The 16719-nt window shown below is 33.0% G+C and carries 13 protein-coding genes; 6 read left to right on the top strand and 7 right to left on the bottom strand.

Features of this window, described 5'->3' with window-relative positions; genetic code table 11:
* Positions 1–50: 50 nt before the first annotated feature.
* Positions 51–824 (bottom strand): 3'-5' exonuclease, encoded by a 774-nt coding sequence (locus H0I26_RS08215; protein WP_218701791.1) that lies wholly within the window; start codon positions 822–824, stop codon positions 51–53.
* A 149-nt stretch (positions 825–973) separates the two neighbouring features.
* On the opposite strand from H0I26_RS08215, the gene H0I26_RS08210 reads away from it, so the two are divergent.
* Both H0I26_RS08210 and H0I26_RS08205 read left to right on the top strand, forming a co-directional pair.
* A complete protein-coding gene (locus H0I26_RS08210; RefSeq protein WP_218701790.1) occupies positions 974–1612 on the top strand; it encodes a glutaredoxin family protein in 639 nt (212 codons plus the stop codon).
* Positions 1613–1672: 60 nt separating this feature from the next.
* On the top strand, positions 1673–2077 hold the full coding sequence (locus H0I26_RS08205; RefSeq protein WP_411268242.1) for a nuclear transport factor 2 family protein: 405 nt from the start codon (positions 1673–1675) through the stop codon (positions 2075–2077).
* Between the two features lie 136 nt (positions 2078–2213).
* On the opposite strand, the gene H0I26_RS08200 is transcribed toward H0I26_RS08205, so the two are convergent.
* From H0I26_RS08200 to recR, 3 genes are all read right to left on the bottom strand, one after another.
* A complete protein-coding gene (locus H0I26_RS08200; RefSeq protein ID WP_218701789.1) occupies positions 2214–3518 on the bottom strand; it encodes a dihydrolipoamide acetyltransferase family protein in 1305 nt (434 codons plus the stop codon).
* Between the two features lie 79 nt (positions 3519–3597).
* The gene (locus H0I26_RS08195) at positions 3598–4710 is read right to left on the bottom strand and encodes a glycosyltransferase family 2 protein (protein WP_218701788.1); all 1113 of its coding nucleotides are present in this window, start codon (positions 4708–4710) and stop codon (positions 3598–3600) included.
* 6 nt (positions 4711–4716) lie between these two features.
* Positions 4717–5334, bottom strand: a complete 618-nt coding sequence (gene recR / locus H0I26_RS08190; RefSeq protein WP_218701787.1) for a recombination mediator RecR — start codon at positions 5332–5334, stop codon at positions 4717–4719.
* Positions 5335–5635: 301 nt separating this feature from the next.
* On the opposite strand from recR, the gene H0I26_RS08185 reads away from it, so the two are divergent.
* Positions 5636–7120, top strand: a complete 1485-nt coding sequence (locus H0I26_RS08185) for a sodium:solute symporter (protein WP_218701786.1) — start codon at positions 5636–5638, stop codon at positions 7118–7120.
* Here the strand turns inward: H0I26_RS08185 and H0I26_RS08180 are convergent.
* On the bottom strand, positions 7107–7469 hold the full coding sequence (locus H0I26_RS08180; RefSeq protein WP_218701785.1) for a CoA-binding protein: 363 nt from the start codon (positions 7467–7469) through the stop codon (positions 7107–7109). The two genes, H0I26_RS08185 and H0I26_RS08180, sit on opposite strands and share 14 nt — an antisense overlap.
* 104 nt (positions 7470–7573) lie before the next feature.
* Here H0I26_RS08180 and H0I26_RS08175 point away from each other — a divergent pair, with 104 nt between their 5' ends.
* Positions 7574–10018, top strand: coding sequence for an outer membrane beta-barrel family protein (locus H0I26_RS08175; RefSeq protein ID WP_218701784.1), 2445 nt, complete (start codon positions 7574–7576; stop codon positions 10016–10018).
* A 434-nt stretch (positions 10019–10452) separates the two neighbouring features.
* On the opposite strand, the gene H0I26_RS19915 is transcribed toward H0I26_RS08175, so the two are convergent.
* Positions 10453–10530: a 3-oxoacyl-[acyl-carrier-protein] synthase III C-terminal domain-containing protein gene (locus H0I26_RS19915; RefSeq protein ID WP_411268249.1), complete on the bottom strand. Its 78-nt coding sequence runs from the start codon at positions 10528–10530 to the stop codon at positions 10453–10455.
* Between the two features lie 538 nt (positions 10531–11068).
* The gene (locus tag H0I26_RS08165; RefSeq protein WP_218701783.1) at positions 11069–12079 is read right to left on the bottom strand and encodes a 3-oxoacyl-ACP synthase III family protein; all 1011 of its coding nucleotides are present in this window, start codon (positions 12077–12079) and stop codon (positions 11069–11071) included.
* A gap of 246 nt (positions 12080–12325) precedes the next feature.
* On the opposite strand from H0I26_RS08165, the gene htpG reads away from it, so the two are divergent.
* Entirely contained in the window at positions 12326–14242 is a 1917-nt protein-coding gene (gene htpG / locus H0I26_RS08160; protein ID WP_218701782.1) for a molecular chaperone HtpG, read from the top strand.
* A gap of 219 nt (positions 14243–14461) precedes the next feature.
* Positions 14462–16681, top strand: a complete 2220-nt coding sequence (locus tag H0I26_RS08155; protein WP_218701781.1) for an ATP-binding protein — start codon at positions 14462–14464, stop codon at positions 16679–16681.
* Positions 16682–16719: the final 38 nt, after the last annotated feature.

The following is a 16719-nucleotide window of genomic DNA, read 5'->3' as shown; positions in this document are numbered from 1 at the left end:
TTCAGTATTTTCTATTATTCAATTTACGATAACAGTTAACGCTCAAACCATCAAAACTTATTATTCAAGGCACTTAACTTTATTGCTGTCAACACTTTTTTAGTGTACAACGGAAAATCAGCATTAAGCAACCAACCAAAATATCCTGGTTCCTTCTCTAACACATCTAAGACTAACTTCCCTTTATGCTTTCCAAAAGCAAACACTTCTTTATCTTCTTTATTATATCCAATAAAACCAGCAAAATCAGCAAATTTTCTGTGAGAACTAAACTCGGCTAAAAATTTAGTATCATTCTCAAGTTCGTCATAACGCTCTACTTGTGCTTTTAACACTTCGTAGGTTGCCAAAGTATCCGCTTCGGCTGTATGCGCATTTTCTAAACTCTCATTACAATAAAACTGATACGCTGCACCTAAGGTACGCTTTTCCATTTTATGAAAAATAGTTTGCACATCCACTGCAACACGACCTTTCATATCAAAATCAAATTCTGCACGCAACATTTCTTCAGCTAAAAGCGGAATATCAAAACGGTTAGAATTAAAGCCTGCTAAATCGGCATCTTTAATCATAGCACTAATTTCTGGTGCTAATTGTTTAAAAGTAGGCTCGTTAGCAACTCTCTCGTCAGTTACACCATGTATTGCTGACACTACTGCTGGAATAGGTATTTCTGGATTAACTAGCCATGTTTTACTTTCTTTATTTCCGTTTGGAAATACTTTTAATATAGAAATTTCTACGACTCTGTCTGATGTTATATTGATTCCAGTAGTTTCTAAATCGAAAAAACAGATAGGCTTGGTTAAATTTAAAGACATATTTTAAGTTGATTTACACCTGATATTGAATGAATTAAGCGTTACTAAAATAATACGCCTTACATTTTACTATATCCAAACAAATTTAGGTATGATTTATGCAAATATAATTCTAATCTGTTACTTTTACTTTGTAATACTTTTAAAAAATGATAAGACACCTTACTCTAATACTTATAACTTTACTATCACTAACCACTTTTGGTCAAAACGAACACAAGCATGTTAAGCTCCAAGAAGAAATTAAAGGCAAACGTTATGAGTTATTTATAGAAAACACCGACTCTATATCATACGATATCTTTTTAAAAGTAGACACTAATGATTTTAGACGCAGCAGCGAACGTCCTATTTTACAGACCATAAAAGGTAACAGTCGCGTACGTGTTTTAACGATGGTTAAACTAAACGGTAAGCCTGGAAAATACACGTATATATTAGTCGTTAACGAAGTCTCTTACGCTTTAGAAATAGACAAAGACTTTGAAATAATTGACTTTAAACTAGACAAAGAACTACATAATAAAACAGTAACACTTTACACTAAAAACGATTGTACTATCTGCCCTGATGCTAAACACATTTTAACAAAAAATAAGATTAGCTATACAGAATATAATCTTGATCAAGACACGACAAACTATAACCGAATTATCACTGAATTTAAAGCTATAAAACCAAAAAGCGAGTTTAATCATATTCCAATTTTAAAGATTGAAGACAAACTTTATAACAACATTGAAAGCCTAGAAGACTTTATACAAGCGCTACGTGAAGGTTTTAATTAATACAAACCTCTACATTTAAAGAACAAAACATTTAAATTTAGTGCTATACTGTATTTTAAAATGAAGTACATAATAACTAAACCGACGCCTATGAATGAAAAAATGAAAGCAAATGCTATTGCGTTTTATAAAATGGCCTACGAAGGAAACCCAAGACAAGCCACAGCATTATATGTAGGTGATGATTACATCCAACACAACCCTGATGTTGCCAATGGAATTGAAGGTTTTATAAACTATTTTGAACGTATGCAAGCCGAATACCCTAAAAAATCAATTGAATTTGTACGTATCATTTCTGAAAATGATTTAGTAGCATTGCACACCCATCAAGTTTGGCCTGACAATGACGAATACGTCACCATGGACTTTTTTAGATTTGATGCCAATGCTAAAATTGTTGAACATTGGGATGCCATACAACAAATACCAAAACACGCTGCTAACAAAAATAAGATGTATTAATAGGACCTATATTTATCATTCAATATAAAACATAAAAAAAAGCACAATCCTAAGATTGTGCTTTTTTATTACTCTATTTTATATTTGGTTCTATATTGAAATTCTTCGCTACGCTCCGAATGACATTTGCAACACTTTAGATTTCTCTATTCTTGTCCCAAGCTTCTAAGTAATCCTTAACTGCTTTTACAAACTGACCTCCTAACGCACCATTTACAACACGGTGGTCATAACTGTGTGATAAATACATTTTATAACGGATACCGATAAAATCACCATCTGGAGTTTCAATAACTGCAGGGACTTTACGTATTGCTCCTAAAGCTAAAATACCTACTTGTGGTTGATTAATAATAGGCGTCCCCATGATACTTCCAAAAGTACCAACGTTAGTTACAGTATATGTACCACCCTGAACATCGTCTGGTGATAATTTACCTTCTCTAGCACGTCCAGCTAAATCGTTAACCGCTTTAGTCATACCAACTAAATTAAGTTGATCTGCATTTTTAATAACAGGTACAATTAAGTTACCATCTGGTAAAGCTGCTGCCATACCAAGATTAATATTTTTCTTTTTAACGATTGTATCCCCTTGTAAAGAAATATTCATCATTGGAAACTCACGTAATGCTCTCGCAATAGCTTCCATAAAAATTGGTGTAAATGTTAAATTTTGACCTTCACGCTTTGCAAAACCATCTTTAACTTTTTTACGCCAATTCCAGATATTAGTAACATCTGCTTCTATAAAACTTTGCACATGTGCACTAGTTTGAACAGATTGTACCATATGATGAGAAATCATTTTTCCCATTCTAGTTAATTCTATAACCTCATCTCCGTCAGACACAGCTACTGGTGCCGATGCTTTTGGAGCTACTTTCGCTGCTGGAGCACTTGGTGCCGCAACTGCTTTTACAGGTTGACTACTTCTATCTTTTAGATAAGTAATCATATCGTTTTTAGTAACACGACCATCTTTTCCTGTTCCAGCAATAGCATCCAACTCTGATTGAGCGATACCTTCTGCTTTAGCCATATTTTTTACTAATGGCGAATAAAAACGCTCATCACTAGAAGTAATAGCTTCCGTAGTCTCTTTTGCAGCAACAACTGTTTTAGATACTTCTTGAGCTGCAACTTCTGCTTCAGGTTTAGCTTCAGCCTTAGGTGCTTCGGTAGTTGTACCAGCATCACCATCCGTTTCAATTATTGCTATGGTTTGACCAACTTGTACAACATCATCCACGTTAAATAGTTTTTCAACTAAAACGCCATCAACTTCACTTGGTACTTCACTATCGACTTTATCTGTTGCAATTTCTAAAACTGCTTCATCTGCTTCAATAGTATCTCCAACTTCTTTCAACCATGAGGTTAGTGTCGCTTCTGCAACGCTTTCTCCCATTTTAGGTAACTTAAGTTCAAATCTTGCCATATTAATAATTTAGTAGTCTTTTTAATGTGTTGAATTGCAAAATTAATAAAAAATAAGAGCTTTTACTACTTATTCATCATCATTTTACAAGCGCTTTAAAGTGAAGCACTTCGCCTCTACTTTTTGACGAATCACTTCCGACCATAAAATTAGAGTTTTTTGGAAGAATTCTAAAGCTAATATTTTTATTTTTTTCAGAATTTATTACAGTATCAATAATTGTTTTGAAACTTAAATAGTTAGCGTCTAAAACAACCTGAGTATTTGCTTCAATTTTTGATACTTCTGAAACCTGATGTAATGTATTGGGTAATTTATTTTCTAGATCTGGATAGCTTTTATCTGAAACTAACGTATAGTTTAAAACAGGCTGCTTTTCCGCGAAAGCGCTATTATTAAAACGCTTAGCAACGTTAACACCTAACCAAACTATAGTATCAAAGGCTAGATTACGTTTAAAATGCTTTTTGTAAAAAATCTGCATCGCTCCATAAAATCTAGTAGCATACTCCTTATTTTTTAATGTACTTTCTCCTTTAAAATGAATCACTTTTATGGGACCGTAATACATATTATCAAATCCGGATTTTACAATTTTATAGGATAAATCAATATCTTCTCCATACATAAAATAGTCTTCGTCAAATCCACCAACGTTTTGGTATACCTCTTTTTTAACCATCATAAAAGCACCGACCAAAATAGGAACAATACCTGTAGAATTTAATTTTAAATCGGACACATAATACGATTTTTCAAATCCAAAGACCTTTTTAATAGCGACTCCTGGTGTCGGAATTTGTCGTTTGCTTTCAGGTAAAAAAGCACCTTTACCATCCACTAATCGACAAGCAAAGAGTCCTAAATCATTTTTAATTTTAGAAAACTCGAATAGCTCTTGAAAACAATCTTCTGGTACTACAGTATCAGGATTGAGTATACATAGATACTCCCCTTTTGCACGAGCCACACCAATATTGTTTCCTTTTGAAAACCCAAAATTAGCTGTATTTTCAATCAATATTACATTAGGAAATTTGTCCTTTATCATGGCACAACTACCATCTTCAGAATTGTTATCCACCACAATAACCTCCGCTTCCAGATTTGTAATTGCAGCTTCTACACTCTGCAAGCACAACTCTAAAAAATAGCGCACATTGTAATTTAAGATAATAATAGAGAGCTTCATTATTAGTTATAGTTTTAATGAAGATTCAAATGGAATTCTATTTAATATACTACGTCCTAAAGTAATTTCATCCGCATATTCCAATTCATCTCCAACCGAAATTCCTCTGGCTATAGTAGACGTCTCAATACTATACGCTTTGATTTGTTTATAGATATAAAAGTTAGTTGTATCGCCTTCCATTGTTGGACTTAAAGCAAAAATCAGTTCTTTAATATGTCCTAATTTTACTTTTTCGACTAAACTCGTAATATTTAAGTCATGTGGTCCAATACCATCCATTGGCGATATTTTACCTCCTAATACATGATATAATCCTTTATGTGATGCCGTATTTTCAATAGCCATAACATCTCTAATATCTTCGACCACGCAAATAACATCTGCTTTACGCAATGGATTTGAGCAAATATCACACAACTCGTTATCACTAATATTATTACATGAAGCGCAGAGTTTTAAATCGTTAACCATAGTATTCAAGGCCTGACTTAAACCATGGGTATGTTCCTTAGGTTGACGTAATAAATGCAAGGCTAAACGCAAAGCTGTACGCTTACCAATACCTGGCAATTGCGAAATTTCGCTTACTGCGTTTTCAAGAAGTTTTGAAGAAAATTCCATAAGTTGCAAAATTAGTCTTTTGCGATAACTTTACGTATTTATTTTAAATCTTAATAGTGTTAAAATTGTTTTAACAAAACGCCTGCTATGTGGAGCCTCTTTTTACTTCCCATTAAACTCATGACACAGCCCCCATTTATTGTGTCTTATTTATGACTACCGTAATCTTATTTAGTAATGTTTTACTATAAATTTAACCGTTGCCCTCTCCTCAATTTTCCACTTAACTTTAAATACTTATGACCTTATGTGCTTTTGGCTAAATACTAATTTTGTATTTTGGCTTTGTTAAATAACGACTATGACTTCTATACAGATCCTATTATTAATTGCAGCCTATTTTGGGGTGCTAATTTTAATCTCATATTTTACAGGAAAAGACGACTCTAATGATGCCTTTTTTAAAGGAAAAAAGCAATCACCTTGGTATGTGGTGGCTTTTGGGATGATTGGTGCGTCACTATCAGGGGTTACTTTTATATCGGTTCCCGGTTTGATTGAAGGACAACAATTTGCGTATATGCAAGGTGTATTTGGTTTTTTTGTTGGGTATTTAGTCGTACTTTTTGTTCTGCTCCCTTTATATTATAAACTAAATGTCACCTCTATTTACCAATACTTAGAGCAACGTTTTGGAACGGTTAGTTATAAGACTGGTGCATTTTTCTTTTTATTATCCAGAGTTACCGGAGCAGCTTTTAGATTGTTTTTAGTGGCTTTAGCCATGCAATATATTGTATTTGAAAAATTAGGTGTTCCGTTTTGGTTAACCGTAGTCATATCTATTGCATTAATATGGTTGTACACTAAACGTGGCGGTATTAAAACCATTGTTTGGACAGATACTTTGCAGACTTTAGCCATGTTGACTGCTGTTGTGGTTGCTATAATTTTAATAGTTAATAGATTGGATTGGACTATTACAGAAGTATTTAGCAAAGAGACTTTTATAGCCAAAAGTAAAGTCTTCTTTTTTGATGATGTAAACAGTAAAATCTATTTCTGGAAATACTTTATTGGAGGTATATTTATAACGATTGCTATGACTGGTTTAGACCAAGATATGATGCAAAAAAACTTAACTTGTAAAAATCCTAGCGATGCTAAGAAAAACATGTTTAGCATGTCCGTTTTATTAGTCTTTGTTAATGTAGTCTTTTTATCCTTAGGGGCTTTATTATTTATATATTCTGAACAATTTGGGGTTTCTATCCCCGTTGTAGATGAAAAAGTAAGAACAGACCTATTATTCCCAGAAATAGCGATGAACCAAGGATTGGGTCTTGGACTACAAATCACCTTTTTAATAGGATTAATTGCTGCAGCTTACAGTAGTGCTGACAGCGCACTAACGTCTTTAACGACCTCTTTTTCTATTGATTTTTTAAATATTGAAAAATTACCGTTAGCACAACAAAAACCACTACGTAAAAAAGTACATATTGGTGTATCCTTATTACTAGTAGTGGTTGTTATTATTTTTAATGAATTAGAAGGTAGCGTTGTCGGCAACCTATTTAAATTTGCCACCTTTACTTATGGTCCTTTATTAGGTTTGTTTGCGTTCGGAATACTAACTAAGCGCTCTATTAAAGACAACTTTGCTTGGGTTGTAGGGCTAGCGTCTATTATAATCACTTATTTTATTACAGAATTACCTGCAAACTTTCCTGATAGCTTTATTGGGAAATACGTATTCCATTGGGAAATTCTTCCTTTAAATGGTTTAATAACATTTATAGGACTGCTTTTAATTTCCGCGAAAGCGAAACCTAATACTGATTAGTAGACAACAATACTAAAGTACAAGCGACTTCAAAGTCAATATTATTTTCTTCCAAAAGCGCGTACAATTCAGGGTTTTCTGTTCCTGGATTAAAAATCACGCGCTGCGGATCTAACCCAACAATATAAGTGTAATACTCTTTTTGTCGTGTTGGATTTAAATATAATGTAACCGTATCTAAATCTTGATATTGTTGTAATTCTTTATCAATAGTAACACCAACAACCTCTCCTGCTTTCATCCCGAAAGCCACCGTATCATGGCCATACTTAACCAATTTTCGCAGTGCAATATTACTATATCTATCTAATTTTAGTGATGCCCCAAGGACTAACGTTTTTTTACTCATAACTGTTAAAATTTAAAAATAATATAAATATACAGTAACAGATTACAAATTAAGGCGTCTTTATAATAGAAGTAAAATACATCAATCAAATAATCAATCAAACAATGAAAAAACTAATCACCATTACCTTACTATTATTAACCTTTAGTATTCAGGCCCAAGACAAAACAAATGCTTTACCCAGAATCGGAACCGTTACTGGTAATGTATTAGACGTATCACTTAACCAACCCTTACCTTATGTTAACGTCATTGTAAAAGACACCAACAATAAACTAATAACTGGTGGTATTACAAATAATGACGGGCAATTTAGGGTCACACAAATCCCAGAAGGCACTAATTTAATTACTATCGAGTATTTAGGTTTTTTACCACAGACTAAAACAATTGTTATTACTAAGGATAATAAAGTTATAGACTTAGGAACTATTAATTTAGAAGAAGCCGCAACTAGCTTAGACGAGGTAACTATTGTTGCAGAAACCTCAACAATACAGCAAAAAGTAGATAGAAAAGTAATTACTATTGGTAAAGACTTGCAAACTGCCGGTGCAACTGCTAGCGAGATTATGAACAACTTACCGTCTGTAAGTGTTGATCAACAAACAGGATCTATTAGTTTACGTGGTAACCAAAATGTAAGAGTTATGGTCGATGGTAAATTATCAAACATTCCTGCGGAACAATTACTAAAGCAAATCCCATCTTCTTCTATAAAAAGCATCGAATTAATTACTAATCCATCTGCTAAATATAACCCTGAAGGAATGAGTGGTATTATTAATATTGTACTACATAAAAACATAAAAATAGGATTTAACGGAAATATAAACATCGGGCTATCACATGACATCGAAGCTAAATTTAATAGCTCGATTGATGCCAATTACCGTAATGGAAAATTCAATTTATATGGGTCTTACAATAATAGTGTCACCAAAAACTTCAATTTTGGAGAGATTAATAGAGTGGAACAAAATATTCAACAAAAATTTGAAATCCTAAATAACAACAAGTCTCATTTATTTAAAGTCGGTTTAGATTATTATTTGGATGATAGAAACACTATTTCTGTATTTACGAATCAAAATATATTTGATGGTTGGGTTAATGTTGATTCTGAAATCAATTATTTAGCGAATGCTGCTTTAAACGAATCTCAGTATACTAGAAATGATAACGGAAACGATTCTGAACAATACAATTTTAACTACAAACACGACTTTAATGACGATGGACATAGTTTAGAGTTAGAGGTTGATCACAATACATATGATGGTTTATCAGATTCTAGAAACAACTTTTTTAGCTCTCAACGACCAAACTTCTTAGAGAACACAGACACAGACAGAAAAAGTTCTACAATAAATCTAGATTATAGTAATCCTATATCCGAAACGACTAAATTAGAATTTGGTTTACAAGCCCGCTTGTTTAACACCACTATTTTTTATCAATCTGATGCCAGAGAAACTAATCAATCTGGAGTTTACATCCCTACAACCACTACTTTTGATTATACAAGAGATATTTATTCTGCCTACGCTACTTATGGTAAAACATTAGACAAATGGAGTTATCAAGTTGGATTACGCGCAGAGACTGTTGCTGTAGATTCGGAGGCTTTCAAAAAAGATTTAGCTTCAAACGAAGAGACGACAATCCCATTTGATAATGATTATTTTAGACTCTATCCTTCAGCATTTTTAACCTACACTGCATCAGATAAAAATTCGTTTCAATTAAACTATAGTCGACGTGTCGATCGTCCCGGTATTGGACAAGTTAATCCTTTACCAGAATGGAGTACGCCTTTAATCTCTCAATTTGGAAATCAAGAATTACGTCCTCAGTTTACAAACTCGATTGAAACCAACTACACAAGACAACTTAAAAACGGTAGTATTACTGCTGGTGCATTTTACAGAATTATTGAAGACGAAATACAACAAGCCATCCTTATTGATAGATCAGATGTTAACAGATTATTTTTTACAAACTTAAATTTTGACAACTCGTCTGCCTACGGAGTAGAATTATCATCAAATTATAGACCAACCAAATGGTGGAGTATTAATAGTAGTTTTGATTTATTCTCTCAAACACAAAAAAGTGTTGCCGAATCTTTTGACACCAACCAAAACATTGTTTTAAACACGGTTAAAGTGGACAATATTGTTTGGAACGTTAGAGCCTTTAACAATTTTAAAGTCACTAAAGCCTTAAGCTTATCTGCTTTTGGAATGTACAGCGGAAAAAACAAAAACATACAATTTGAAATGGAAGACATGTTAATGGTCAACTTAGGGATGCGTTATAGCTTCTTAGAAGGCAAAGCCAGTTTAAGTTTAAGTTATAATGATATTTTTGACACGATGTATGCCCAATTTGAAGGTCAAACCCCTTATTTACAACAAGGTCAGTTTAACTGGGAGAGTCAACAAATTTCAGCACGTCTATCGTACCGTTTTGGTGGTGGAAAATACAGGGCTAAATCAAGAAAACAAAGAGACAACGATACTAAATCCGGTGGTGGATTTATGTAATAGTATAAACAATACCATCTAGAGGTTATTTAGTAGCTAACAAACAGTTAATGGTTAGTGTTTAAGTTAGTTGCTAGATAAAAACCCCAAAGCCTGATCAGCTTTGGGGTTTTGTTTTTTTAACACCATTTTTTGTTTAAGGCCTTAACACTGTTAAAAACACGTTAAATACTAATAGTCAACGTAATAAAAAACACTTTTATGCGTCTTAATAGTAACAAGACAGTAAATCAGTTTTATTATTTTTATTTGAATTAGTCTTCACAACAAAAACACAAAGAAAGATTTATATAGTTAAGTTTAAGTAGTTAGTTAAAAAGCCAGAGACATAACATATGTTTCTGGCTTTTTTTGTCATTGCAAGGCTCTAGGCCCTAGCAATCTTTATATAGTTGTTTTATTATTTAAGACTCCTTGCCTGCGCAGGTATTAAATTACCATTTAATAATGACACTTCCCCAAGTAAATCCACTCCCAAACAGAACTATTACAACATTATCACCCGTTTTGATTTTACCTTCTTACCAGGTTACACATAATGCTATTGATACAAAAGCAGTGTTTATATTACCATATTTGATAATAGTATTAAATCCAGTCGAGGATTTATGTAATAGTATAAACACTACCATCTATCGGTTATTTAATACCTAACAAACAGGTAATGGTTAGTATTTAAGTTAGTTACTAAACAAAAAAAAGCCTGATCAGCTTTGGGGAGTTGTTTTTTAACACCATTTTTTGTTTAAGGCTTAATATTGTTAAAAAGACGTTAAATATTGATTATCAGCGTAATAAAAAACATTTTTATGCGTCTTAATAGTAACAAGACAGTAAATCAGTTTTATTATTTTTATTTGAATTAGTCTTCACAACAAAAAACAAGAAAGAGATTTATATAGTTAAGTTTAAGTAGTTAGTTAATTGAAAAAGCCAGAAACATAACATATGTTTCTGGCTTTTTTTTATGTCATTGCAACGCCCTTAGGACCTAGTAATCTTTAGATATAGTTGTTTTTTTTAAGACTCCTTGCCTGCGCAGGTATTAAATTACCATTTAATAATGACACTTCCCCAAGTAAATCCACTCCCAAACGCAGCTAATACAACATTATCACCTGTTTTGATTTTACCTTCTTCCCAGGCTTCACATAAAGCTATTGGAATAGAGGCAGCAGTTGTATTACCATATTTCATAATATTATTAAACACTTGGTCATCACTTAATCCAAAACGCTTTTGTATAAATTGTGCAATACGTAAATTAGCTTGATGCGGAATCAACATATCAATGTTTTCCTTTTCTAAATTGTTTTTTGCTAAACCTTCCATAATCACTTCACTAAAACGGACGACTGCATTTTTAAATACAAACTGCCCATTCATGTGTGGGAAGTAACTTTCGTCATTTGGATCGTTATCTGCAAGGATATCACTCACCCAACGTTTCCCCATTCCTGGAGCTACTAAAACTAACTCTTCAGCATGTTCACCTTGACTATGCAAATGCGTTGATAATATACCTTTACTATTATCTTCTTCACGTGTTAATACTGCTGCTCCTGCACCATCTCCAAAAATAACGGTTACACCACGTCCTCTTGTCGTTTTATCTAATCCATGAGAATGCAGCTCACTACCAATAACCAATATGTTTTTATACATACCCGTTTTTATAAAATTATCGGCAACAGATAACGCATATACAAAACCAGAACATTGGTTACGTACATCCAAAGCACCCACTGTTTTAATATCTAAAGCATGTTGCACTTGCACACCTGGACCAGGAAAATACATATCAGGACTTAAGGTTGCAAAAATGATAAAGTCTATATCATCTTTATCTATTCCAGAACGTTCTATCGCTTGTTTAGCAGCTTTAACACCCATTGTAGCGGTTGTATCTCCAGAGTCTTTCTCTACCCAACGTCTTTCTTTTATCCCGGTACGTTCTGTAATCCACTCATCGTTAGTATCCATCATTTTAGATAAATCCTCATTTGTGACCACGTTGTCAGGTAGATATTTACCTAAACCAATAATTTTCGAATTGTACATTAAATTATATTTTTATTAGATCTATCTATTCTTTTCAATTTAAAAAAAATAGTATGGCAATTTAATGCTTTCATCAATAATGATTTCACAATTATATTTTATTCGTTATGCGTGCATAATACTTTAAACTAATTTACAAGTGTCATCTTGTCATATTTAAGCAATTGGCATTTTTGTTGACTATTAACTATTCAGAAATTAATAAAAGATTTTCGCTTAAGCGGAATTTAAAAAATAAATAACATCATGGCAAAAGGAAGTATTAATGTTTCAGTAGAAAACATTTTCCCATTAATTAAAAAATTCTTGTATAGTGATCACGAAATATTTTTACGTGAGCTGATAAGTAATGGTACAGATGCAACATTAAAATTAAAGCATTTAACGACTATTGGCGAATCTAAAGCCGAATACGGAAATCCAATAATCGAGGTTAAAATTGATAAAGAAGGTAAAAAACTTCATATTATCGATCAAGGTTTAGGGATGACGGCAGACGAGGTTGAAAAGTATATCAATCAAGTTGCCTTTTCTGGAGCGGAAGAGTTTTTAGACAAGTATAAGGACAGTGCTAAAGATTCTGGAATTATCGGACACTTTGGTTTAGGGTTTTACTCTGCCTTTATGGTTGCCGAGAAAGTAGAAATTATTACTAAATCTCATAAAGAAGGTACAAAAGGAGCACATTGGACCTGTGATGGTTCTCCAGAATTCACTTTAGAAGACGCTGACAAAACAGATAGAGGAACAGAGATTATCTTGCACATCGCTGAAGATTCTCTTGAGTTTTTAGAAGAAGCACGTATCAGCAGCTTATTGTATAAGTACAACAAGTTTATGCCTATTCCAATCAAATTTGGAACTAAAGAAATAAACGATCCTGAGCATACTCCAGCAACAACAAAAGATGCTGAAGGTAAAGAAACGACTGAGCCTCAGAAAAAAATCACTGTAGATAATATTATTAATAATCCTACACCAGCTTGGACTAAACAACCAGCAGATTTAACGGATGAAGATTATACTAACTTTTACAGAGAGTTATACCCTGCACAACACGAAGATCCATTATTCCACATTCACTTAAATGTAGATTATCCATTTAATCTTACAGGTATTTTATACTTCCCTAAGATGTCTCAGGATATGGCGATGCAAAAGGATAAAATCCAATTGTACCAAAACCAAGTATACGTTACAGATAATGTAGAAGGGATTGTACCAGAATTTTTAACGATGTTACGTGGTGTGATTGACAGTCCAGACATCCCATTAAACGTATCTCGTAGTTATTTACAAGCGGATGGTGCTGTTAAAAAAATATCATCTTACATCTCTCGTAAAGTTGCAGACAAATTAAAATCGTTATTCAACAACAATCGTGAAGAGTTTGAAGCGAAGTGGAATGACATTAAAATTGTTATCGAATATGGTATGTTATCTGAAGACAAATTCTTCGATAAAGCAGATGCCTTTGCATTATACCCAACGGTAGATAACAAATACTACACTTACGAGGAGTTATTAAACGCTATCAAAGCAAAACAAACCGATAAGGATGGTAAATTAGTTATCCTTTATACTAGTAACCAAGAAGCGCAACACAGTTATGTGGAAGCTGCAAAAGATAAAGGTTATGAAGTGCTATTGTTAGATAGTCCTATTATTTCGCATTTAATGCAAAAATTAGAATCGACTAAAGAAAACATTACTTTTTCTCGTGTAGATGCAGATTCTATTGACAAGTTAATTGCTAAGGACGAAACTACAATTTCTAAATTAGACGAGGCGCAAACAAAAACGTTAGACGAGTTATTGAAAGAAGTGGTGCCTTCTGATAAATTCATGGTACAATTAGAGCCTATGGACAGTAATGCGACACCATTTATGATTACACAACCAGAATTTATGCGTCGTATGAAAGAGATGCAAGCGTCTGGTGGTGGCGGTGGTATGCAAATGTTTGGTAACATGCCAGAAATGTATAACCTTGTGGTTAATACAAACTCTGAGCTTGTTAACGAGATTTTAAATACTGAAGCTAAGGACAAACAAGCAGATTTAATTACGCAAAGTTTAGATTTAGCACGTTTATCTCAAGGGCTTTTAAAAGGAAAAGAATTATCAGACTTTATCAAACGTAGTTATGCTTTATTAAAGTAGTTTATAGTTAAAGGGTTAGTAGTCTAAGCACAAGCGAAGAATATAAAAATAACCGCTTTAAACAATACTATACCGCTTTCGCGGAAATTAAAAAACCACCTCTAGAGGTGGTTTTTTTTATTTAATGTAAGTCAATAGATTAAAAAAATCATAGCGTACTAATTCTTAAAAGCTTTTATTATTTTTGCTAACTTCACATAATAAACTTACTTTTAGTAAATGTCTGATACGCCTCCTGAAAACATAGAAAAAGCTAATGTGTTACTTACAAAAGCTTATGCGCAGCGCTCATTAGATTTACAAGAGAGTATCTTACTTGCCAAAGCCGCCTTACAAATTGGCAGAGACCTTGACAACAAATCCGTAATAGCCCGTAGCTTAAATCAATTAGGATTGTATGCCATGATTATTAGCGATTATAACGACGCTAGTAAGTATGCCAAAGAAGCACTGTCTATTTTTAAGTCCATTGGCGACCAAAATGGTGTTGCAGATTCCAAATACACCATCGGTAGTATACATTACAAAACCGATAACTATCACCAAGGTTTAATTTATTTGATTGAAGCTATGCGTATTTACAAAAAGCGTGGCGATTATAGAAATCAATCCAAAGTAGGAAAAGCAATTGGTACTGCTTACGAGTATATTGGCGATCAGTCCAATGCGTTTAAATCTTACAAAGACGCTATAAAAAATGCTAGAAAAGTAGGTTGTATAAATCTAGAATCTAATGTCTACAATAATCTATCTGGTTTATTACTAAAAAAGAATAAAACCAGATGTGCTCTACGTATGATAGCGCACTCTATTACATTAAAAAAACAATCTGGAGATACTAGAGGATACGGGTTTGCATTGTATGGACGAGGTAAAATACATTTTGCTTTGGGTGATAACAAAAACGCTGAAGCAGATTTTTTAGCAGCCATTGCAACTTACAATAAAGTCGTCGAAATAACAGGCGCCTGTATGGCCTACAATAAATTAGGTAAACTACACTATAAAGTAGGCGACCTAAAAAAAGCAGAATTAACAATAATTAAAGGCTTAAGCCTCTCTACTTCTTACAATATTTCGATAACAAAACTAAAAGGTTACCATCAATTATATCTTATTTACAAAAAAGGAAATCAAATCACTAAAGCCTTTAAATATCTAGAGTTATACCTAGGAGAAAAGGAAGTCATGATGAATACCCAAACACAACAAGTTATGGAAAACTATAACTTGATTAATAAAACTAACGAATTAGAAAACGACGCTTTACTTCAAAAGGAGAAACAAAAAAGCATCGATAAAAAAAATCAAGACGACTTAAAAGCTGTCAAATTAAAGCAAGAATTTTTATCGGTTATGAGTCATGAGATACGGACGCCATTAAATGCCATGACCACTATTATTTCCATTTTGGAAGACCAAGTCTTCGGAGAAAACAAAAAGCTATTAAACAGTCTGGAATTTGCCTCTAATAACTTAATTAATATTGTCAATGACGTTTTAGATTTCTCTAAATTAGACTCTAAAAAAACGGCATTAGAGCTTGATAACACCCCTTTTAATACCTTTTGTAATAACATTACAAACTTACATATCAATTTAGCGCACTCTAAAGGCTTAAAACTGACCTTAAATAACAACATTCCAATACCCCAAAATTACCTTGTAGACCAAACTAAGTTTACTCAGATAATTAGCAATCTTATTGGAAACGCTATTAAATTCACTCAAAAAGGAAGCATCTCCTTTAATCTAACATTAGAGAAGCAAACCCCAAAGCACGATACCATTTTAATTAGTATTGTAGACACTGGAGAAGGTATTTCTAAAAAAGATTTAGCCGAAATATTTAATAGTTTTGCGCAAATAAAACCAGTAATGACCAGAAAACAAGGTGGCACTGGATTAGGATTAGCTATTGTTAAAAAATTAGTCAAATTACATAATAGCGAAATACAAGTAAAAAGCAAATTAAAAGAAGGTTCTGAGTTTTTCTTCTACATAAAGTTAGAAAAAGCAGCGCCAATTATTAGTAAAATCAAACCTGAATTACATTTATTAAAAGACAAAGTGATACTATTAGTCGAAGACACTATGATGAATGCCATTCTTATTACAAAGGTATTATCTAAATGGGGTGTCAAAACAGACCATGCTATTAATGGTAAAGTTGCGGTAGACTATTCAAAAAAGACAAAGTATGACTTTATTTTGATGGACTTACATATGCCGGAAATGAATGGTATTGACGCCACCAAGTTAATTGTCAAAAAAGACAATTTAAATAGTACCACGCCAATATTTGCGATCACAGCAGATGTTATGACCACTAAAAATAATAAAACACATTCTGATTTATTTGCAGATGTCCTTTGGAAACCTATCGAATTTGAGAAGTTATACCTAGCTTTATCCAATGTAGACCAGACGAGGTTATAATCAGTATTTTGTCAATCAGTGCAGCCTAATTTGGTTAC

This window comes from Olleya sp. HaHaR_3_96 (assembly GCF_019278545.1).
In the GTDB taxonomy this organism is placed as follows: Bacteria; Bacteroidota; Bacteroidia; order Flavobacteriales; family Flavobacteriaceae; genus Olleya.
The sequence above is the reverse complement of the archived record's forward strand: the minus strand, read 5'-3'. Positions and strand labels throughout refer to the sequence as shown.

Coding starts and splice junctions, on each gene's coding strand:
- H0I26_RS08215 (WP_218701791.1), bottom strand. CDS start 824: ATGTCTTTAAATTTAACCAAGCCTATCTGTTTTTTCGATTTAGAAACT.
- H0I26_RS08210 (WP_218701790.1), top strand. CDS start 974: ATGATAAGACACCTTACTCTAATACTTATAACTTTACTATCACTAACC.
- H0I26_RS08205 (WP_411268242.1), top strand. CDS start 1,673: ATGAAGTACATAATAACTAAACCGACGCCTATGAATGAAAAAATGAAA.
- H0I26_RS08200 (WP_218701789.1), bottom strand. CDS start 3,518: ATGGCAAGATTTGAACTTAAGTTACCTAAAATGGGAGAAAGCGTTGCA.
- H0I26_RS08195 (WP_218701788.1), bottom strand. CDS start 4,710: ATGAAGCTCTCTATTATTATCTTAAATTACAATGTGCGCTATTTTTTA.
- recR (WP_218701787.1), bottom strand. CDS start 5,334: ATGGAATTTTCTTCAAAACTTCTTGAAAACGCAGTAAGCGAAATTTCG.
- H0I26_RS08185 (WP_218701786.1), top strand. CDS start 5,636: ATGACTTCTATACAGATCCTATTATTAATTGCAGCCTATTTTGGGGTG.
- H0I26_RS08180 (WP_218701785.1), bottom strand. CDS start 7,469: ATGAGTAAAAAAACGTTAGTCCTTGGGGCATCACTAAAATTAGATAGA.
- H0I26_RS08175 (WP_218701784.1), top strand. CDS start 7,574: ATGAAAAAACTAATCACCATTACCTTACTATTATTAACCTTTAGTATT.
- H0I26_RS08165 (WP_218701783.1), bottom strand. CDS start 12,079: ATGTACAATTCGAAAATTATTGGTTTAGGTAAATATCTACCTGACAAC.
- htpG (WP_218701782.1), top strand. CDS start 12,326: ATGGCAAAAGGAAGTATTAATGTTTCAGTAGAAAACATTTTCCCATTA.
- H0I26_RS08155 (WP_218701781.1), top strand. CDS start 14,462: ATGTCTGATACGCCTCCTGAAAACATAGAAAAAGCTAATGTGTTACTT.